The 19,844-nt window shown below is 63.3% G+C and carries 17 protein-coding genes; 11 read left to right on the top strand and 6 right to left on the bottom strand.

Features of this window, described 5'->3' with window-relative positions; genetic code table 11:
* Window positions 1–16 precede the first annotated feature (16 nt).
* Together cyoE and OKA04_RS00615 are read right to left on the bottom strand one after the other, a co-directional pair.
* A complete protein-coding gene (gene cyoE, locus OKA04_RS00620; RefSeq protein WP_264499174.1) occupies window positions 17–943 on the bottom strand; it encodes a heme o synthase in 927 nt (308 codons plus the stop codon).
* Between the two features lie 123 nt (window positions 944–1,066).
* Window positions 1,067–1,738 (bottom strand): ABC transporter ATP-binding protein, encoded by a 672-nt coding sequence (locus tag OKA04_RS00615; protein WP_264499173.1) that lies wholly within the window; start codon window positions 1,736–1,738, stop codon window positions 1,067–1,069.
* Window positions 1,739–1,875: 137 nt separating this feature from the next.
* Here OKA04_RS00615 and OKA04_RS00610 point away from each other — a divergent pair, with 137 nt between their 5' ends.
* A complete protein-coding gene (locus tag OKA04_RS00610) occupies window positions 1,876–2,931 on the top strand; it encodes an Mrp/NBP35 family ATP-binding protein (RefSeq protein ID WP_264499172.1) in 1,056 nt (351 codons plus the stop codon).
* 107 nt (window positions 2,932–3,038) lie between these two features.
* Window positions 3,039–3,524, top strand: a complete 486-nt coding sequence (locus OKA04_RS00605) for a hypothetical protein (protein WP_264499171.1) — start codon at window positions 3,039–3,041, stop codon at window positions 3,522–3,524.
* A gap of 19 nt (window positions 3,525–3,543) precedes the next feature.
* Here OKA04_RS00605 and OKA04_RS00600 read toward each other — a convergent pair whose 3' ends face one another.
* The 3 genes from OKA04_RS00600 to OKA04_RS00590 form a co-directional block, all read right to left on the bottom strand.
* Entirely contained in the window at window positions 3,544–5,349 is a 1,806-nt protein-coding gene (locus OKA04_RS00600) for an NPCBM/NEW2 domain-containing protein (protein ID WP_264499170.1), read from the bottom strand.
* 99 nt (window positions 5,350–5,448) lie between these two features.
* Window positions 5,449–5,979 carry a hypothetical protein gene (locus OKA04_RS00595; protein ID WP_264499169.1) on the bottom strand — a complete coding sequence of 177 codons (531 nt, stop codon included), beginning with the start codon at window positions 5,977–5,979 and terminating at the stop codon, window positions 5,449–5,451.
* Between the two features lie 238 nt (window positions 5,980–6,217).
* Window positions 6,218–7,783, bottom strand: a complete 1,566-nt coding sequence (locus OKA04_RS00590) for a S8 family peptidase (protein WP_264499168.1) — start codon at window positions 7,781–7,783, stop codon at window positions 6,218–6,220.
* A gap of 174 nt (window positions 7,784–7,957) precedes the next feature.
* Here OKA04_RS00590 and OKA04_RS00585 point away from each other — a divergent pair, with 174 nt between their 5' ends.
* From OKA04_RS00585 to OKA04_RS00560, 6 genes are all read left to right on the top strand, one after another.
* Window positions 7,958–9,379, top strand: a complete 1,422-nt coding sequence (locus OKA04_RS00585) for a PLP-dependent transferase (protein WP_264499167.1) — start codon at window positions 7,958–7,960, stop codon at window positions 9,377–9,379.
* A 189-nt stretch (window positions 9,380–9,568) separates the two neighbouring features.
* Window positions 9,569–9,793, top strand: a complete 225-nt coding sequence (locus tag OKA04_RS00580) for a hypothetical protein (protein WP_035602756.1) — start codon at window positions 9,569–9,571, stop codon at window positions 9,791–9,793.
* Between the two features lie 77 nt (window positions 9,794–9,870).
* Complete coding sequence (locus tag OKA04_RS00575; RefSeq protein WP_264499166.1) at window positions 9,871–10,641, top strand: NIPSNAP family protein; 771 nt, start codon at window positions 9,871–9,873, stop codon at window positions 10,639–10,641.
* Window positions 10,642–10,708: 67 nt separating this feature from the next.
* A complete protein-coding gene (locus tag OKA04_RS00570; RefSeq protein ID WP_264499165.1) occupies window positions 10,709–11,680 on the top strand; it encodes a DHH family phosphoesterase in 972 nt (323 codons plus the stop codon).
* An 11-nt stretch (window positions 11,681–11,691) separates the two neighbouring features.
* On the top strand, window positions 11,692–12,426 hold the full coding sequence (gene truB, locus OKA04_RS00565; protein WP_264499164.1) for a tRNA pseudouridine(55) synthase TruB: 735 nt from the start codon (window positions 11,692–11,694) through the stop codon (window positions 12,424–12,426).
* A gap of 103 nt (window positions 12,427–12,529) precedes the next feature.
* Window positions 12,530–13,456: a hypothetical protein gene (locus OKA04_RS00560; RefSeq protein ID WP_264499163.1), complete on the top strand. Its 927-nt coding sequence runs from the start codon at window positions 12,530–12,532 to the stop codon at window positions 13,454–13,456.
* A gap of 19 nt (window positions 13,457–13,475) precedes the next feature.
* On the opposite strand, the gene OKA04_RS00555 is transcribed toward OKA04_RS00560, so the two are convergent.
* Window positions 13,476–15,059 carry a bifunctional GNAT family N-acetyltransferase/carbon-nitrogen hydrolase family protein gene (locus OKA04_RS00555; RefSeq protein WP_264499162.1) on the bottom strand — a complete coding sequence of 528 codons (1,584 nt, stop codon included), beginning with the start codon at window positions 15,057–15,059 and terminating at the stop codon, window positions 13,476–13,478.
* A gap of 212 nt (window positions 15,060–15,271) precedes the next feature.
* Here OKA04_RS00555 and OKA04_RS00550 point away from each other — a divergent pair, with 212 nt between their 5' ends.
* From OKA04_RS00550 to OKA04_RS00540, 3 genes are all read left to right on the top strand, one after another.
* Complete coding sequence (locus OKA04_RS00550; RefSeq protein WP_264499161.1) at window positions 15,272–15,949, top strand: response regulator transcription factor; 678 nt, start codon at window positions 15,272–15,274, stop codon at window positions 15,947–15,949.
* The gene (locus OKA04_RS00545) at window positions 15,946–17,394 is read left to right on the top strand and encodes a sensor histidine kinase (RefSeq protein WP_264499160.1); all 1,449 of its coding nucleotides are present in this window, start codon (window positions 15,946–15,948) and stop codon (window positions 17,392–17,394) included. The genes OKA04_RS00550 and OKA04_RS00545 overlap by 4 nt, the downstream gene beginning before the upstream one ends.
* 154 nt (window positions 17,395–17,548) lie before the next feature.
* Window positions 17,549–19,801 (top strand): TonB-dependent receptor family protein, encoded by a 2,253-nt coding sequence (locus OKA04_RS00540; RefSeq protein ID WP_264499159.1) that lies wholly within the window; start codon window positions 17,549–17,551, stop codon window positions 19,799–19,801.
* Window positions 19,802–19,844 lie beyond the last annotated feature (43 nt).

The following is a 19,844-nucleotide window of genomic DNA, read 5'->3' as shown; positions in this document are numbered from 1 at the left end:
GGCGGCGGAAACTAGACTAGGCCCAAGCGATGGCAAGCAATCCAAGCTCAAGGGGCAGATACAACAGGGTGAAGAGGAAAAGCCGGCGGAAAGAAGTGCGCTCGCCATCCCGCATGAAGCGCCCGGCCAGCGCGGCCATGAGAAGCCCCGCGAGGATGCCGCCACCGAGGGCAACGTAGCCAAGCCATCCCGGCGTCCAGCCCGCAAGCCACGGCCACACGGGCAAGGCCGCGAGGCAAAGCGAAAAGACCGCGGCGATGAGGGCACTGCGGCGGCCGCTGACGTCCCCGTCCGACCACATCTTGTAGCCGGCGTTCTCGTATTCCTCGCGGCAGAGCCAATTGATCGCCACGAAATGCGGGAGCTGCCAGAGGGCGAGCAGCGTGAAAAGGAACCACGCGCCGCCGTCGAAGGCACCGCCCGCCGCGGTCCAGCCAATCATCGGCGGGATCGCTCCGGGGATGGCTCCGACCAGCGTGTTCGTGCTGCTGATGCGCTTCAGCGGCGTGTAGATGAAAACGTAAACGGCGATCGTGATCGCCGCGAGGATCGCGGGCCACAGGCCGATCTTGATCGCCAGGTGAATGATGCCCGCGGCGGAAAGTATCCACCCCACCCCGAAGGCGAACAGCGGGTCCATGCGCCGGGCTGGAAGCGGACGGTCCGCCGTGCGCCGCATGCGGGCATCCAGGTCCACCTCCATGAGCTGGTTGAAGGCCGCGGAGCCGAAGGCCGCCGCTGCCGTGCCGATGATCGTGTGGACCAGCCGCCAGAAATCGAACTCATGGCCGCGCGAGGCGAGCAGATAGCCGAAGAAGGTGGTGATGAGGACGAAGACATTCAGCCGCATCTTCGTCAGCACCATCATGTCCCTGCGCAGGCCGGGCGCGGGCTCCGGGGTTTCCGGAGTGGCTGGGATTTCGGCAGGTGCTTCGTCGGACATCGGTGCGCGAGGGAAGGAAAGCGGCGACGAGAGGGCAAGCGCGATCCTCTGCGCTGCCCGGCTTCCCGGCTCCTGTCGCTGGATCGGAATCCGGAAACCGCGGGTTATTCCGTATTTCGGACGCTATTTCAGCATCGCCCCGTCGGCAATGCTGCCGTCCTGGATGATCAGCTTGCGGTCGCCGAGCTCGGCGAGGTGCTCGTCATGGGTCACCACCACGAGGGTGGTGTCGCTCTCGGTGGCCAAGCCCATGAGGAGGTCCATCACCTCGGTGCTGTTGCGGGAATCGAGGTTTCCGGTGGGTTCGTCGGCGAAGAGGACCGGCGGGTGATTCACCAGAGCGCGGGCAATGGCCACCCGCTGCTGCTCGCCGCCGGAAAGCTCCGCCGGGAGGTGGTCCGCCCGGTCTGCAAGACCCACACGTTTCAGGGCAGCCATCGCCGCCTCGGTCGCGTCCTTCCCGCCGATCGCCCCGGGAACGAGCACGTTTTCCAGCGCAGTCAGTTCCGGGAGGAGCAGGTAGTTTTGGAAGATGTAGCCGATCTTGGCATTGCGGAAAGCTGCCTGCTTCTTCGGCCCCAAGGAATAGAGGTCGGTGCCGTCGATATTCACCGAGCCCTGCTCCGGGCGCTCCAGACCGGCGAGGGTGTAGAGCAGCGTCGTTTTCCCCGCGCCGCTCGGGCCGCAGAGGAAGACCCGCTCGCCGCGCGCGATGTGGAGATCGATGCCGTGCAGCACCTCGATGCTCTTTTTCCCGATGCGGTAGCTGCGGTGCAGATTCTTGGCCTCGATCACAGGTCCAGCGTTCCGGCTCCCCTCTCCCGCGTCAAGACCGGGAGAAAGAACCCCGGCGCCCCTCCGCGTTTTCCCCCGTGAGCTTTGCGTCTCCCCGGGTTGACAGGACGGGCGAACGCGACCTTGCTTCCGCCGCCGTGAATCCCGAATTCATCAAGGAAGCCCTCCGCCACGTCCGCTACCCCGGCTTCTCCCGGGACATCGTCTCCTTCGGCCTCGTGAAGGACATCCGCCATGAAGATGGCGTGCTGACCGTCCGCATCGAGGTGGCAACGAAGGATCCGAAGGTCCCCGAGCAGATCTTCAAGGACTGCCACGCCGCGCTCGACCACCTGCCCGACGTGGGCTCGGTGACCATCGACATCGCGGTGAAAGACCCGCAAGGCCAGCAGGGCGCAAGCGGCAGCGGCGACGTGCAGGGCAAGTCCTCCATCCCCGGCGTGAAGCGCATCATCGTGGTGGCATCTGGCAAGGGCGGTGTGGGCAAGTCCACGGTGGCTGCCAATCTCGCGGTCTCGCTTTCGAAAGGCGGCGCAAAGGTCGGCCTCTGCGATTGCGATCTCTACGGGCCGTCCGTCGCCCAGCTCTTCGGCACGCATGAGCGACCAATGGCAAACGAGCGCGACGAGATCATCCCCATCGAGGCCCACGGCCTGAAGCTCATGTCGATGGGCTTCCTGCTGGAAGACCGCTCGCCGGTCATCGTCCGCGGACCCATGGCCACGCGCTACACCCAGCAATTCCTCCGCCAGGTGGAGTGGGGCGACCTCGACTACCTCATCCTCGACCTGCCGCCCGGCACCGGGGATATCCAGCTCACCATCGTCCAGACCGTCGCCGTCGATGGCGCGGTGATCGTGACCACTCCGCAGGAGATGGCGCTGATCGATGCCCGCAAGGCGGTGACGATGTTCGCGAAGGTGAACGTGCCCATCCTCGGCCTCGTGGAAAACATGGCGTGGTTCGAGTGCGACCACGGCCAGCGTTACTATCTCTTCGGCGAAGGCGGCGGCGTGAAGGAGGCGGCCACGATGAATGTCCCGCTGCTCGCACAGATCCCGATCGACCCGCAGACCCGCGAACGCGGCGACGCCGGCACACCCGTGGCTCTCATCCCCGCCGCCGAGCATCCAGTGGCCGCGGCCTTCCAGGAGATCGCCACGGCACTCCGGGAAAAAGTGCCCGCCCGGTGACAAGCGGCGGAAAAGGTGCTAGGTCCAAGACGACCGCCAGTCAGCCGGGGGCAGCCCCGGCATGCCTTGGCGCTTGGAACTTCTAACCTGGCACCTTTCCCCACCTCATGCTCCGCACTCCGCCACAGCTATTCGAGGACTTCGAAGCCGGGCTCATGACCCGGGAGCAATTGCACGTGGCGATGTCCTTCCACGCGCGGACGCTCATTGAGGAAGTCGTCGAGGCGAGTGAAAACCCTCTGGCCGCGTGGTGGGAGGGCCTGCTGGCCAAGAAGACGGCGGCGCGACTGGTCTCGCGACATGGCGAGCGGAGGGTCCGGGCGATCTTTGCCGCGCTCGCGGACGTGCCGGATTTCCTTCCGGCTCACTGGCTATGGAATGCCAATCACCCGGATGTGCCGGTGCATTGCTTCCTGCGGCTGCGAAAGGAGCCGATTTTCCGGATCGTGAGCATCCTCAACCAAGGTGGAATCCTGACGGTACGGGTGGAATACGGGGCCAATGACAAACACGAGACGACTCGCGAGGAATTCGTGCTCGGCCAGAAGCTCCGTGGCGGCTTCGAGGTCACCTCGCGGCGCGCGGTGAAGTGACCGCGCGCCCGGGCGAGGCTCAGCGGCTGAGCTCGGGATCAAACCAGCAGCCCCAATCGGCACCGTTCCCGTCTCCGGCATCCTCCACGATCAGCGCGATTTCCTTCACTCCTTCGACCGGGAGCTCGAAGCTCCGGAGCGTGCCGGACTCGGTTTTCTGCGTCCGCCAGATTTCCTTGCCGTCAGCTTTCACGACGAAGACGCAGGAGCCCCCGTCATTGCCATCGGGCAGGCCCGCGCGCCCGCGCAGGGCCTTCCACTTTCCGTCCAGTTGCCAGGCATGGCTGGCCGGGGCATGGGCGTAGATGCCGCGGGCGAAAAGACGCGAGGCACAGGAGAAGAGGAGTTCGCTGCCGGGCAGGATATTGTAAGCAGGTCGGCCGTAGCCAACCCGCGCGGATGAGGGCTTCGCTTCTGAAAGACGGCTGACTTCACCGGTCTCATCGGCAGGTGACGGTGCCGCCTTCGGTACCAGCGTGGCGGCACGGACCCTTGCCGCCTCCATTACGGACGGAGCGGGATTCGACGACTCGACCGCGGCCAAGGCACTCGCCGTGGCGGAGGCGTCGCGCTTGGAAACCGCTTCTATCAATGGCGAAAGCTGCAGGCGCGCTTGGCTCGAGGAGAGATCGACCGTGCCGTCCTTTGCCACCAGATACGGATACGTGAAGGGCGTGCTGGCACCGGCGAAGGAGCTTGCGGCTCCATTTGCTTGCACCACGACCACCCGGAAGACCCCGGGCTTTCCGGAAGCGAAGGCACCGGCCTCCAGCGTGAATTTCCCGGAGGCATCCGGAATGGCAGTGCAGGTGGTGGCGTCATAGTCACCGCCACCTTCCGGGTCCATGTAGCCAAGCACCGCATACGGCGGAGGATCGGCAGTGACGGTCCCGCTGAAGGTGAATGCCTTGCCATGACTGACGATGGAGACGTCTTTCAATACCGCATTCGCCGGCTGGTCGATGCCCTTCACCGAGCCGCTAAAAACGGGGTGCGAGGCCAGCTTCAGGCCATGCGCGAGCGTGAGGAAGGAACCCTTCCCTTCTCCGCGGAGATCCTCGCCGTAGCTGCGATTGCCGCTACCCATGAGAGCTGTGCCGAAGGCCGTCTCCTCGTCCGGCCGCTCCTTGTTATGCGGCAGGCCGAGGGCGTGTCCGAGTTCGTGGGCGATGCCGCCGATGAAGATGGAATTGTAGCGGCCGATGGAAATGCCGCCGTATTGGCCGTCCTTTACCCGCGGTTCCTTCTTCGCGAGAGAATCGAGGTCAAGGATCGGGGAATCCACCTGCCACGCAGTGCCCTGGCGATTGCTGCCGCCTGCATAATAGGGGCTGTTTTGGGAGATGGTCGCCTTCCCGGCGTCCCAGTTCGACATGTTGCAGAAGATCACGATGGTCTCCTTCTCGGGATCGATCCCGGCGGAACGCAGCGTGGTCAGGCACTCGGTGCGGATCTGGCTCCCGGACTGCACGTCGTAATTGGCATACGGTTGGCGGCCCTGCACGAGGTGAACCTTCATTTCGCCATCACCGGCATAGTCGAGCCGAATGGTCAGCGGGCCGAAGCCGAGACGCTTCATCTCCTTCGCGTAGAAATCCCGGATATCCTCCAGGATCACCCCGAGGCGTTCCCGATAGCGCGGCGCAGGCTCACGGTCGGAGGGCGTCCAATAGACGATGTGGATCTTCTTCTCCGCCCTCACCGGGTCCTTCGCCTGCCACGCGTCGAGGATAGCCTTCGCTGCCGGGACCTTGGCAGAGATCTCTTCCTGAGGGCTCGCGTGAAGCGGGAAAGCGAGAAGCAAGGCAGCGAAGGTCAATTTCACGCAGACAAAACGACCATGAATAACTTTTTCATCCAGAAAAAATGCGAAATCCAGAGAAAAGCACGTACCGATCGACTGTCTGGACCTGAGAGTATCGCCTCACCAGCGGCCAATGACCGCGGCCGGGATGATCACGGTGGTCTCGCCACGACGGACCTCCTTCTTCCCGATATTCGCCGCCGGAGCGAGGACCTCCAGACAGGGCGACTCCTGCCCCGGGGCGGCCAGAATCGGTCCGGGGGAGATCCGGAATTCACCCTGCGTCCGCTTCCCACCCCACGGATCGAGGTAGGTGAATGCAAAGGCTGACTGCCCGCGACCGAGCTTGCGCGGCACGGCGGTGACGGTGACGAAGTGGCCCTGCAGTGCTTCCCACTTTCCGCCTCGCAAGACGAAGCGCCTCAGGCTCAGCACCGGCGGCACTCCCTTCGCCAATGACTTCTCAAGCCGCTGGTGGGTACGCCGCAGCAAGGCCTCGGGCTTCTCGCCCTTGCGCATGAAAAGATCGTCCTGCGCCACCGCCGGCAGGTAGAGCGGCCTAGTCATCTCGTTGGTCGCGACGACGAGGTCCTCGACATTGATCCCCGCATTCGTCCAGCGCTTCCGCCCTTTCAGCGTCGCCGATGGCAAGAGTCCATAGCGTCGAATCCATTGGCCGAGTTGCTCCCGATCCGTGGTCCCCGGGAGGGAAGCCGCCGCCCGCTGCCAATTCTCGCTTCCGCTGCGAAACGACGCCAAAAGGGCCGCGGGGCCGCAGGCATTCCCGGAAATCGATAGCTGGTTGACTGGCGAGGCCTCCGCACGCGGAGCCTCACGCAATTCCGCTGCGTGGCAGCAACAAGCAGCGATCAGGGAGAGGAAAAGGAACTCAATTCGTCGGCGGCGAGACGTAAACATCGGACCGCTTGTTATTTGCAGGCTTCGAGTCCGTGGTGCCACCCGAAACGGAGACGCCCGACACGATTGTTGCCTGCCCGTTCTGGGTGCTGACCGGCACGGTGAAGGTCTTGATGTCCCCGGCCTGCAGGGTCGTGACGTAGTAGGTCGTGGTCGAGCCATTGATGGTCACTTGGACCGGGGCATTGATCAGCGTGGCGGTGCCGCGGTTCTCCACGGTCACTTGCAGCACCGGTTGGCCGTTGGCGCCGGTCGTGATGTAGTTCGAAGCGATGGCCGCATCGGTGATGCCGCTCTGGCTGGAGTTCAGGATGCGACCGAAGTCCACCGTGCCGTCGCCGTAGTATTCGTCGGTCCCCGGCGCGCCGGATTCGTTCAAATTGTCCACGACCTTCTGATAGGCCGAGGCCGAGGTGATCTTCGTCCCGCCGGACGACATCGTGGCCGCCAGCACCCCGACACCGATGGGCGAACTCGCCGAGGTGCCGGTGAAATAGATGCTCTGGTCCCCCGTCCAAGCCGTCACGAGATCCAGCCCCGGAGCGCTCATCGAGACATCGCCGGTATTGGAGAAGTTCAGGTGATTGCCCGCCGCATCCACGGCACCCACCCCCACCACCCCGGAGTAGCCGGCCGGATAGGCGATCTGGTCGTAGCCCTCGTTGCCGGTGGAGGCGTAGATGATGATGCCCTGCGATTGGGCATACTCGACGGCCTGCCGCAGGATCGTGGAGTTCCCGTAGGAGCCCATCGAGATATTGATGATGTCCACTCCGGAATCGACTGCGGCCAAGATGCCTTGGGCCAGCAGGAAGCTGTTCGAGACGCCATTGTCATCGGCGACACGCCACGAGAGCAGCTCGGAAGACGGCGCGATCTGGCGGATCAGGTCGGCCACCGCGGTACCGTGACCATTCCAGCCCGACGCATCGGCCGGCGGGTCCACGAGGAAGAAATTCTTTGCCCCGGCAAGGGTGGAACCCGTGTCGAGAATGGCGATCTTCACCCCCGCCCCGTAGGCGGAGTTGTCGCCAGTGATGCCCAGCCACGCAAGGAGCTGGTTTCCAAAGCCGATGGCACCCTCCTGCACGCCCTCGGTGGTCGGGGTCGGCAGCGAAACCGGATAAATGAAGCCGGTGTCCTCCGTGCCATCCAGCAGCGCCATCAGGTCATCCAATGAGAGGAAGCCGACGTGCAGAGCATTCAACCGGTCGATGGAGCCGAGGATCGCGATCCCTTTACCTTGAGCGGCAGCGAGAAATTTCTCCATGGCCTCGCGGCTGGAAAAGACGATCGAGCGCTGGTTTTTCAGCGCACCGGCCTCGGCGGCCTCGTCATCGCGGTCCCAGCCGACAGGGCGCGCGGCTGGCTTGCTCGCCTTCGGCGGCGGGTCGTAGAGCGGGGCCTTCGGCACCTGCACGGCGGCCACCGGATCCGGGGTCGCTTCATCGATGGCCGTCCGGGTGAACCACCAGCCGGCAGCACCGCCAACCAGCACTGCCGCGGCCAGAATCGCTTGTCGCCCGCCTTTTCTCATGCACTCCGGTAACCCCGAAATGCCGCCCGGGGTAGCGGGAAATTTCACGAATGTGGCACCGCACGCCAGAATTCCGGGAATCCGGCTTGCGCTACCTGCCCCGGTCCCGGCAAGCAGGTGGCGCACATGCGTGATTTGTCGGCTCAGCCTGCCTGGCAGGAAGAGGATCTGGGAATGCCTCTCCCGGATTCTTCCCATGCCGTTTCCGTATGCCTCCCGACCTGGAAGTCGGTGATCGGCTACGAAGAAGCCCGGGACAAGGTGGTCCGCAAGATGCGCATCGGCTACCCGCGTTTCTTCCGCCATCCGCTGGTCAAGCGCCTCACGGCCATGGCCGCCGAGGAAATCGCCGAGGAGGGCGAGGAAGCATTCGTTTTCCCGAACAAGGTGGCCGCCCAGCGCGCGCAACGCTGGATCGAGCGCCGCGCCGAGATGGCCGTGCGGGCGGAAGGCTTCCACGGCATGCACGTCTTGGCCGTGCCGGTGAAGGCACGCCAGGAGGCCGTCGATTACCAGCGCTTCACCGGAGAGCTTGTCAGCAGCCGTCAGGCGGAAGACTTCCTCGAGGGCAAGGTCCGCAGCGGCGACAAGTCCCACCTGCTCCAGCGCCGCCTGGGCAAGCTGCTCTCCGTCGAGCCCGATCACGTCTTCATCTACAACAGCGGGATGGCAGCCATCACCGCCGTCCTCCGCTCGCTGCCGGGCGTGAAGGAAGGAAAGAAGACGCTCCAGATCGAATTTCCCTACGTCGATGCCCTGAAGGTTCAGGAGCAATTCGGCAATGGCGTCGTTTTCCTCAATCAGGCTATCGGCGAGTCCTTTGACGAAGCACTCCGGCGCATCCGCCAGGGTGAGTTCGCCGGGGTCTTCACCGAGTGCCCGAGCAATCCCCTGCTCCGCACCATCGATGTCCCGCGCGTGGCTGCCGCCTGCGCCGAGGGTGGCGTTCCTTTCATCATCGATGATTCCGCCGTCGGACCGTCGAATGTCACGGCGCTGAAATATGCCGACGTGGTGACCACCAGCCTCACCAAGTGGCTCTCCGGCACCGGTGATGTGATGGCGGGCATGGCCTCCATCCGTCCGGACTCGGAGCACGCCGGCTCCCTGCTATCCTCTCTCGCCGAGGAAAGCCTGCGCAGTACCCCGCTCTACATCGGGGATGCCGAAGTGCTGCTTTCCAACCTGAAGGGCTTCCCCGCCCGGATGGCGGCGCACAATGCCAACGGCGTCGCGATCGCCAAGATGCTCGCCGACCACCCCGCCGTCGCGGAGGTCTGGCACCCCTCTCTCACGACCAAGGAGGACTATGACAAGATCCGCGCACCGCGAGGTGGCTACGGTCCGCTGCTTTCCTTCGTCCTGAAGAATCCGAAGAAAGCTCCGAAGGTATTCGACGCACTCGAGGTGTCGAAGGGACCCAGCTTTGGCACGCCCTTCACGCTGGCATGCCCCTACACGCTGCTGGCCCATTACACGGAACTCGGCTGGGCGGAAGCATGTGGGGTTTCCTCCCATTTGATCCGTGTGTCATGCGGGGCGGAGGATACTGCGGGGCTCGTTTCCCGCTTTGAGACGGCGCTGGCTGAGGCTTGAGTCCGATTTAACGGATTTCCTTAGCATTTTTATTCATTTAATGGTCATTAAAGTGATTAAAAGTGCTACCTTAGTAAATCTCCTTGCCTACACCGGGTAAACCCTTTGAATCGGTGTAATCCGTGTCTGGAAATGCTGCTTAGCCAAGAAGCAACTTTTCCCAGAACCCTAGCCCAAGACACCGAACGCATGAAAAGGAAGCCCAAGCTCGCCCTGCGCGTGAACCAGGAGAACCCGAACCATCACCTCTGGAACAATCGTGGTGTCTGGTGGTGTCACCTGACTGTCCACAAGCCGGACGCCACCGCCGAGCGTCTCCGCTTTTCCCTGAAAACCCGCGATGTCGATCAGGCACGCGAGCGTCGCGACCGTATCTTCCGCCAGATCGCGGAGCACTACGAGATCGCCGCTTGAGCGATTTCCCATGGTCCCCAAGGCCATGTGACTGAAGATGGGGTTGTCACGCCGCTCGCGGCAGGCAACCCTTTTTCATGCTCAGGACCCTAGTTCTCGGATTGCTCGCCGCCGTATCCCTCGCCGTGAAAGCCGAAGAAAAGCCACGGGACACGCGGCTGTATGAGCTGCGTACTTATCACGCGGAGCCCGGAAAGCTGGATGCCCTCCTGACGCGCTTCCGCGATCATACCTGCAAGCTTTTCGAAAAGCACGGCATGACGAATGTCGGATATTGGGTGCCGGTGGAGAACAAGGATAACCTGCTGGTCTATGTCCTGTCTTATCCGGACCGCGCGGCCCGCGACGCGGCGTGGAAGGGATTCCTCGCCGACGAGGACTGGAAGAAGGCCGCCGCGGCCTCCGAGGTGAATGGCAAGCTCCTCAGCAAGATCGACGAGCTCTACCTGACCTCGACGGACTTCTCGCCGGGCTTTCCCGCGAACGATGCCGGTGGAGCGGAGCGTCTCTTTGAACTGCGCACCTACACGACCACCCCGGGTAAGTTGCCGAACCTGCACAAGCGCTTCAGCGAGCACACCATGGGGCTTTTCAAGAAGCACGGCATGACCAACGGAGCCTACTTCAAGCCGGTCCCCGGGCAGCCCGCGGCGGATGACACGCTGGTCTATTTCCTCGCCCACAAGGACGCGGCGGCCGCTGAGAAATCTTGGACGGAATTCCGTGCGGACCCTGTGTGGGTCGCCGCGAAGAAGGCCTCGGAGGACGCTGCGGGAGGATCGCTCACCGTACCGGATGGCGTGAAGTCGGTCTTCCTCAAGCCGGTGGACTTCTCGGCGCTGAAGTGAGGCGTCGCCTTTGTCCTTGCGTGCGGGGGGCGCATCGGGAGAATCCCGCCCCCTTCCGCGGGACACCATGAACGCGAGCTATCAGGAAATCGGCGAAGTATTCGCGAAGCACGACTCGTTCGTGCTCATCAGCCACGTGCGCCCGGACGGCGATGCCATCGGCTCGCAGCTCGCGCTCGGACTCGCGCTGGAAGCGGCGGGCAAGAAGGTCCGGCTGATCAATGAGGACGGACTTCCCGACAACCTCGTTTTCCTCCCGGAATCCCATCGCATCGAGCTGCCGCCAGCCGAGCCGCTCGATGTGGAAGTGGCCATCGCGCTCGACACTGCGAACAAGCCGCGCCTCGGCGACAACGCGCTGAATGCGGCATCGAAGGCGAAGCTCTGGGTGAACATCGACCACCACAAGTCGAACCCCTGCTACGGCGATCTGAACCACATCGACTCCAGCAGCCCGGCCACCGGCCAGATCCTCTACAAGCTGATCACCACGCTCGGCCTGCCGCTCCCGGATGCATCACGCGATGCCATCTACGTGGCCGTCTCGACCGACACCGGCTCCTTCCAGTATCCCTCCACGACCGAGGAAACCTACCTGATGGCGGCCGACCTGATCCGCCGTGGCTTGGATGTGGGACGCATCAATTCCCTCACCTACGATCACAACCCGTATCGCCGCGTGGAGCTGATGCGCGCGCTGCTGAATACGCTGGAGCTGACCGGCGATGGTCGCGTCGCCCACTGGGATCTGACGATGGAGGTCCGCGACCACCTCGGCCTGAAGCCCGAGGACAGCGAGGGCCTCATCGACATCATCCGCGGCATCGACGGCGTGATCGTGGCGCTCTTTTTCGAGGAACTGCCGGATGGCAAGATCCGCGTCTCGATGCGCTCGAAGGATGCGCGGGTGGACGCGTGCAATGTCTGCATGCAGTTCGGCGGTGGCGGTCACGCGCTCGCAGCCGGCATCCGCATGACCGGCCCGCTCTCCGCCGCGAAGGAGCGGGTGCTGGAGGCCGTGAAGCTCGCACTTCCCTGATAACTTTCCCTATGAATCGACCGAATCCCGGCCCGATGGTTCCCAGCGGCGTGCTGCTGGTGGACAAGGCGCCCGACATGACCTCGCACGACGTGGTCGCCATCGCCCGCCGCTCGCTGGGCACGAAGAAGATCGGCCACTGCGGCACGCTCGACCCCATGGCCACCGGCCTGCTGATGCTGGTCATCGAGCGCGCGACGAAGATCCAGGACCTCCTGATGAGCGAGGACAAGGAATACCAGGGCACGCTCACGCTGGGCAAGGTGACCTCCACGCAGGATCGCCAGGGCGACGTGCTGGAGGAAAAGGAAGTCCAGGCTTTCAGTGCCGGGCAGATCGATGCGGCTTTCGGTGAATTCACCGGTGCCTTCGAGCAGATCCCTCCGATGGTCTCCGCGATCAAGAAGGACGGCGTGCCGCTCTACAAGCTGGCGCGCAAGGGCCAGGAAGTCGTCCGCGAGCCGCGCCCGGTGACGGTGTCGAAGTACGAGGTTCATCGTATCGAGCTGCCCGAGGTGGACTTCACGGTGAATTGCTCGAAGGGCTTCTACGTCCGCACCTACGCCCACGACATCGGCGGCAAGCTAGGCTGCGGGGCACACCTCAGCGCGCTGCGCCGGACCCGCTCGGGTCGCTTCACGCTGGACCGCGCCATCACGGTCGACCAACTCAAGACGATGCCGCGCGAGGACCTGTGGAAGAGCCTCGTGAGCCTCGCCGAGATCTCGCTGATGCGGGGCGCTTGATCGTTCCAGTTCATCCATCCGATTGACAATCGCGCCTCCGTTGCTGGAGGCGCGATTTTTTTGGCGGCTTCCCACGGGCTTCGTTTTCCGCCAGCATGGCGACGTGAAGTCTCTCCCCACCCTCGGCCTCGTCATCGCAGCGGTCGCCGTAACGCTCGTGATCGAAGAATCGCGGATCTCGTCGCTGCGGCGCGAATTGGAGGAGGCCCGCAAGCCCCCGACGCACCTCCCGACCACGCACGGCAAGACTCTGGCAAGCGCCTCAGTTACCGCGAACGGCCAGACGAACGCGCCGACGAAAGCGGGTGATCGCAGAGCCCAGACCGGGACGTCCTCAGGCGTGAATGAGGAAATGATCGCAAAAAGTGTCCGCAAGATGTGGGACCTCCCTGCGGGCAAAGCGATGATGAACCAGGGCGTGAAGACTGCCGTGGTGATGATGTATGAAGACTACATCGACACCCTCGGCCTGACCAAGGACGAGACGGACTATTTCAGAACGCTGCTTGGCCAGGAAATGGCGGACCAGCAGGAGTTGGGCATGAAGATGGCGAACGCCACGCCGGAAGAGCGCGAGGCGATGGCGCGGGAACTCGAAGAGCGAAAGAAGGCAAACGAGGAGACCATCACGACCTTTCTCAACAGCGAGGAAGACTCGAAACGCCTCGCCGATTACAAGAACCGCATCCCGGAGCGCCAGCAGCTCGACGGCATCCGCGCGACCTTCGGCGCAAAGAACGCGGCCCTCGACAAGGCCGCGGAGGGCAAGCTCGTCGATGCGCTCTATCAGGCGCGCATCACCTCGCCCGCGGTGGATGCCGCAGGCGACGGCGGTCTGGTGACGAGCTTTGAGCGGCATTGGGAATCCCAGGAGCAAGCACTCATGAAGGAGGCCGCCACCTTCCTTGATGAACCCCAGCTAGCCGCACTGAAGGATTATCGCCAGCAACTCAAGGAAATGCAGCTCGTGAATCTGGAGATGACCGAGAAGATGATGTCGGAAGGCGATCTCGAGGACGACGAGGAGTAACCACGGCCCACGCCGCCTGTCACAGGTGCCCCTCTTGCACGCCCGGCGCGATGATCTCGTTCGAGAGCTTGTTGTGGAATTCGAAGAGATCCGTGCGGCGGTCCGTGACCGGAGTCACGCTGCCATTGAGGCGCGAGCGATAGAGGTCAGTGATGTCGAGATCGGTCACGAGCATCGTCTCCACATTCGCATCGGCCTCTGCCTGGATGCCGTCGCGTGCGAACTCGAAGTCGCTTGGCGTGAAGACCGCCGCGCGACCGTAGTGGATGTCCATCGCTGGCACGTCCGGCAGATTCCCGACAACGCCAGCCGTGGCGACGTAGATCTGGTTTTCGATGGCGCGCGCAGCGGCGCACAGGCTGACGCGGAGGTAGCCCTGGCGATTGTCCGTGCAATACGGGATGAAGAGGATCTCCACGCCGCGGTCCGCGAGGTAGCGGGCGGCTTCCGGGAACTCGACATCGTAGCAGATCAGCACACCGATCTTTGCCTTCGGCGTCTGGAGCACGATCAGCGAATCGCCACCGGAGATGCCCCACCATGTTTTCTCGGAAGGCGTGATGTGCAGCTTCGGCTGGGACGCGTAGGTGCCGTCCGGCTTGAAGATCATCGCGGTGTTTTCCAGACGGCCGTCGGGCTGCGCCACCGGGTGTGAGCCGGCGATGAGATAGAGTCCCTGCTGACGCGCGAGGCCGCTCATCAGCTCGATGAATTGCGCCGTGTATTCAGAGAGCTTGCGGATGCCCTCGCGCGAACCGAGCGGCTCCAGCGCACTGAGTAGCTGGACGGTGAGGAACTCCGGGAAGAGCACGAACTCCGCGCCGTAGTCCTCGCCCGCGGTCTCGACGAAGTAGCGGACCTGATTCGCGAAGTCCTCGAAGTCCGCGACCTTCCGCATCTGGTACTGCACGCATGCCACGCGCACCTTCGTCGAAAGCTCGCCATGGGCCTGGTACTCCGGATTGATCCACTCGATCAGCGCCGCGTGGTCACGCGAGCGATGGTCGTGGAGGTAGTTCGGCATGATGCCGCGGACGGCGAAGCCTTGCTTGATCTGGAAGCCGAGCACCGGGTCCGGGATCTTTCCGTCCTGCACCTGCCAGACGTATTCCTCCGGCGTCAGGCGAGCGGCGTGCTCGTCGTAGTTCCAGAGCCGTGCCCCGGCGAGGATCCGGCGGAGATTCAGGCGGCGGCACAAGTCGCGCCGCGCGGCATAGAGCGCAGCTCCCACGCCGAACTTCCGCGCGTCCGGATCGACGTACACATCTGCCCCGTAGAGCGTGTCGCCCTGCGGGTCGTGGTTGTAGAAATAGCCTGCATCCGTCACGCCGTCGTAGGTGTGCTTGCGCAGCGGATTCCGCCCGAGCGAGACGATCAGCGAGGAAGCCGCGCCGAGGATCTTGCCATCTTTCTCCGCAATGAGCTGACCTTCCGGGAAGACATGGAGGTGGGAGCGCAGGTGCTTCTCATTCCACGGCCCGCCGGCATCGCTCTCGCGCGGGAAGCAGCGCTTGTGCAACGCCAGGATCGCCGGGATGTCATCCACGGTCGGATTGCGGACGATTACGACTCCCAGCTTGGTCTCATGGTCTTTTGGCGGCACGGGAAGAAGAGAGCCCAGAATGCATGGTGCGGAAATGGGAAAATGCCGACATGGAGCGGTCGCCGCCGGATTCCCGAACCACGGTGGATCGCTGGAAATCCAAACCGCGCCACCTGCGCTCCTGGCGAAATAGACTTGGCAAGCGACGGTGCCCGCCCCCATCACTGCCGCGAAAGCCCGCCCTTTTATCCGGGCTTCCCCGGTGACGTGCCATGCGCTGCCTCCTGATCGAAGACTACCTCCCGCTGCGAACCAGCATCCGCGAATGGCTCTGGGATGCCGGGTTCGTCGTCGATGAAAGCGGCACCGGAGACGTCGGCCTTTGGCACGCGTCGAACTACGCCTACGACGTGATCGTGCTTGATCTCATGCTGCCGGAGATCGACGGCCTCACCATCCTCCGGAAGCTGCGGGACCTGCATGACAAGACACCGGTGATCATCATCAGCGCGAAGGACGCGGTCTCCCAGAGGATCGAGGGCCTCGATGCCGGGGCGGACGACTATCTGGTGAAGCCCTTCGATCTCGCCGAACTGGTGGCGCGTGTCCGGGTGCTGGTGCGACGGAAATTCGCACTGGAAAAATCCGAGTTCACCATCGGCGACCTCACGATCAATTCCGCCAAGAAGCTGGTCACCTTCTCCGGCAAGCCGATCCCGCTGACACCACTGGAATTCAAGCTGCTCGAATACCTCGCCCATCGTCAGGGCGAGACGGTGTCGCGTGCGGACATCCAGGCGCACATCTACCACGATCATGGCGACAGCGGATCTAACAAGATCGACGTCTGTCTCACCTACCTGAGGAAAAAGCTGACCGCCCACGGGTTGCCGGACCTCATCACCACGCGCCGGGGCCATGGCTTCGTGATCGGAGCAGCCCAGGAATGAAGCGCCCGTCCATCCGCCGTCGCCTCATGCTGGGCTGCGTGCTCATCGTGAGCGCGGTGCTCGGCTGGTCGAAGCTCACCATCTACCACGAGGTCGAGCGATCCCTTCGCGAGCAGTTGGACGAGCAACTGATGAGATCCGCGATCCTGCTTTCCAAGTCCGCGGAACTGGAAGCGGGAGGGATCGTCTATGAATGGCAGGAGGCTCTGGAATCCAGCGGCGGGCTGGGGCTCGACGGCTTGTTCCAGTTCTGGGACGAGAGGACGTCCGCCACGACGCGCTCGCCGGATCTGGGAGGCCATGATCTTCCCTATTTCCATGGCGCGCTGGACGAGCCGGTCTTCCGGGACGTGGTGCTGGCAGACGGAGAGAGCGGACGCGCACTCGGGCTGCGTCACTATCCCTTCACGAATCACTACGGCCGTGCCGAGATGGAACGGCGTGGAGAAATCCTCAGGATCGAGGACTATCCGCAGGTCGTCGTCTGCGCCCGCGAAACCGCCGGGCTCGACGCCGAACTGAAGGCCACGCGCCATCGGCTGGCGAAGTCCGGGCTGCTCACGCTGGTGGCGATCTGCGTGGGCATCTATCTGATCATCCGGTGGACGCTCGCGCCCATCGACCGCCTGGTCGCCAATCTCGTGAAGCGCTCCACCGAGGTCGGCACTCCCTTGCCGGAGATCCCCGATGATCTTCCGGTCGAAGTCATAGGCCTGGCCACCGCGTTCAATTCCACGCTGGAACGTGTCGAGCTGGCGCGAGCGCATGAGAAGGAGTTTGCCTTCAGCGCCGCCCATCAACTGCGCACTCCCATCTCCGGCATCCATGCCATCCTGGAAGTCGCACACTCGAAGCCGAAGGATGGCGAGGATCTTCACCGCCGCATCGGCTCCGCGCTTGCCGTCACCCGCGAGATCCGCGTCACCATCAATAGCCTCATGAGCCTGGCGCGGCTGCGCGGCGGGATCGATGAGATGCCGGCACTGCCCTACGAGCCCGGACCTATCGTCAGGTCGGTTCTTGAAGCCGCAACCTCGCAGCCGGATCATGGCCTGCACTTGGAGGTGAGCTATCCAGCGGAGAAGATCGTATTGAATGGAGACGGTGGCATGTTCCAGATCATCGTCCAGAATATGGTCGAGAATGCATTCCGCTACACGCCGCGCGGAGGACGGATCCTTGTTTCGCTCGGCATGCAGGAGTCATGCTTCACCCTGAAGGTCGCGAATAGCCGCGGTGATCTCGAGGCAGGCGATGCCGAGCGGATCTTCCGGCCTTTCGAGCGCGGACGCCGGGTTTCCGTGAATGCTCCCGGCGCGGGGCTGGGTCTTCCGCTGGCTAGGGAGATTGCCTACCGTCTCGGCGGAACATTGGAGCTAGAAGTAGGCGATAAGCTGGCAACTTTCACTTTCCGGGTGAAAGCACAAATCGCAAGCCACTCATAATACGTGGACTGCACTCTATTGAGATCAATTCTCACACCCTAATGATTTTCTAAAGATCGGGTTGTTAGGTTGCTCGGACACCCCTCGCGGAATGCGGGGCTCCGTTTCCGGAAGGAGGCGGTGAATCACCGAAGCAATGCCCAATAACAACACCATGATCCGTAGATACTGCCTGCTCGCCTGCGCAGCCACCCTGCCCCTCGCCCATGTGAGCCGCGGTCAAGACGTCGACAAGCCTGTCACCCCGTCCACCGCCACGACGTCCCCCACCCTGCTCGAACCACTGACCGTCGTCGGCAGCACGGAGCAGGCATGGACGCTCTCCGGCTCCGCTGCCTACATCGGCGCGGACGAATTCCGCGAGCGCGGCTACACGAACTTCTCGAAGGTGGTCGCAAAGACACCCGGCATCTACGTCCGCGACGAGGACAGCTACGGCAATTTCCTGAATATCTCCATCCGCGGCGTGGATGGGAACCGGAGCAACAAGGTGACGCTGATGGAGGACGGAATCCTCACCGCGCCCTCGCCTTACTCAAATCCCTCCGCCTACTACTCGCCGAAGGTCGGACGCATGGCCGGCGTGGAAATCCTGAAGGGTTCCAGCCAGGTGAAGTATGGCCCGCAGACCACCGGCGGTGTCGTCAATTTCCTCTCCACGCCGATCCCGGAAGGTGATGGCCCGCGATTTTTTTCCCGCAACACCTTCGGGACCGACAACACGTTCTTCAACCACATGTGGAGCGGAGACACGGTGGAGACTGAGTCGGGCCGCTTCGGCTACCTCTTGGAACTCCACCACCAATCCAGCGACGGCTTCCGCGAGCTGGATGGCTCCGGTGCCACCGCGGGCATGGATCTGCTGGAGCCGATGCTGAAGTTCTTCTGGGAGCCGAATACCGCGCTGAAGCAGCGCTTCGAAGTGAAGGTGGGCTACACTGACTTCGACATGGACGACTCCTACCCGGGCGTGACCGAGCAGGACCTGCGTGCGAACTACGACCGGCGCTATGCTGGAAATGCCTTCGACACCTTCGACTCGGACGCAACTCGCTCGTACTTCAAGTGGATCGCGGAGCCGAGCGACAGCCTTCGCCTCGAAAGCGCACTCTACTACAACGAATTCAATCGCGCGTTCTTCCGTCTGAATGACGTTCGTCTCGGAGCGAACGACGCGATCGGTGGCGGCACGAATATCCCCATCGCCAGCGCGCTGCTGAATCCCGCCGCGCTCGCGGTGCTGCAGGGCTACGGCGACGGAACCATCCGACGTCTGTCGAACATCCGCTTCCACGAATCCTATGGCTGGCAAAACCAAGCGAACATCCGCTTCGAAACGGGCTCCCTCGAGCACGACCTCGCGCTCGGTGCACGCGTTCACTACGACAGCGTGACGGGTGAAGGTCAGGACGTTCGCCTGCGCTCGAATGGGAATGGCGGCTTCTACGAGGTCTCGCGTGCCGCCGGTCGCACGCCAAATGCACTGGAAGAAACCACCGCCATCGCCACCTTCATCGAGGATGAGATCAAGCTCGGCCAACTCACCATCCGTCCCGGCTTCCGCTACGAATTCATCGACTGGGAGAACACGACGCCCGCAGGTGTGAGCCGCTCCGGAGACGAGCATCTCGTCATGGGTGGCGTCGGCCTCAACTACCTGCTCGATGATTGCAACTCGATCTTCGCGGGCATCTATCGCGGCTCCAGCCCGCCGAATACAGCAGGCTACATGTCCGGTGCAGATGCCGAGACCAGCCTCGGCTACGAGATCGGCTACCGTCACCAGCAGGAGGCTTTCCGCGCGGAAGTCGTCGGCTTCTACACCGCCTTCGACGATCTCATCACCCCTCAGATCGGTGTCTCCACAGGCAATGTGCTGCCTGACCAGAACGTGGGTGAAGCCACCTCATACGGTCTCGAAACGCTCGTGGAATACGATGCGGGTGAGGCAGCAGGCTGGGGCTTCGGCGTGCCGGTCTATGCCAGCGCCACCTACACCCACGCACGCTTCGACGTGCCGGCCGGCCAGCGCCTGACCGGTGGCCTCTTCGCTGGTGCGGTGGATGACAATGAGATCCCCTACATCCCGGAATGGCGACTCGCCGTCGGCGTCGGCATCACCGGGGAGAAGTGGGCCGTGAATCTGGATGCCAGCTACATGAGCAGCACCTGGGGCACCGGGTGGAATGGCACTACGCCCACCGGCATCCCGAGCGCCGTAAATGGCAAGATCGACTCGCTCGTGCTCGTGGACCTCACCGGCCACTACCGGGTGAATGACAATCTCAAGCTCGTGGGCGGAGTGCAGAATCTCTTCGACGAACGCGGACTGGTGAGCCGCCACCCGCAGGGCCCGCGCGGCAATGCCGGGCAGACGCTCTTCGGCGGCGTGGAAGTCACCTTCTAACAAAACTTGGTAGCCGAAGCACCTCTGGGTGGACCGGGATCGC

It is taken from the genome of Luteolibacter flavescens, assembly GCF_025950085.1.
Lineage (GTDB): Bacteria > Verrucomicrobiota > Verrucomicrobiia > Verrucomicrobiales > Akkermansiaceae > Haloferula > Haloferula flavescens.
This window is presented reverse-complemented; position numbering and strand designations above follow the sequence as displayed.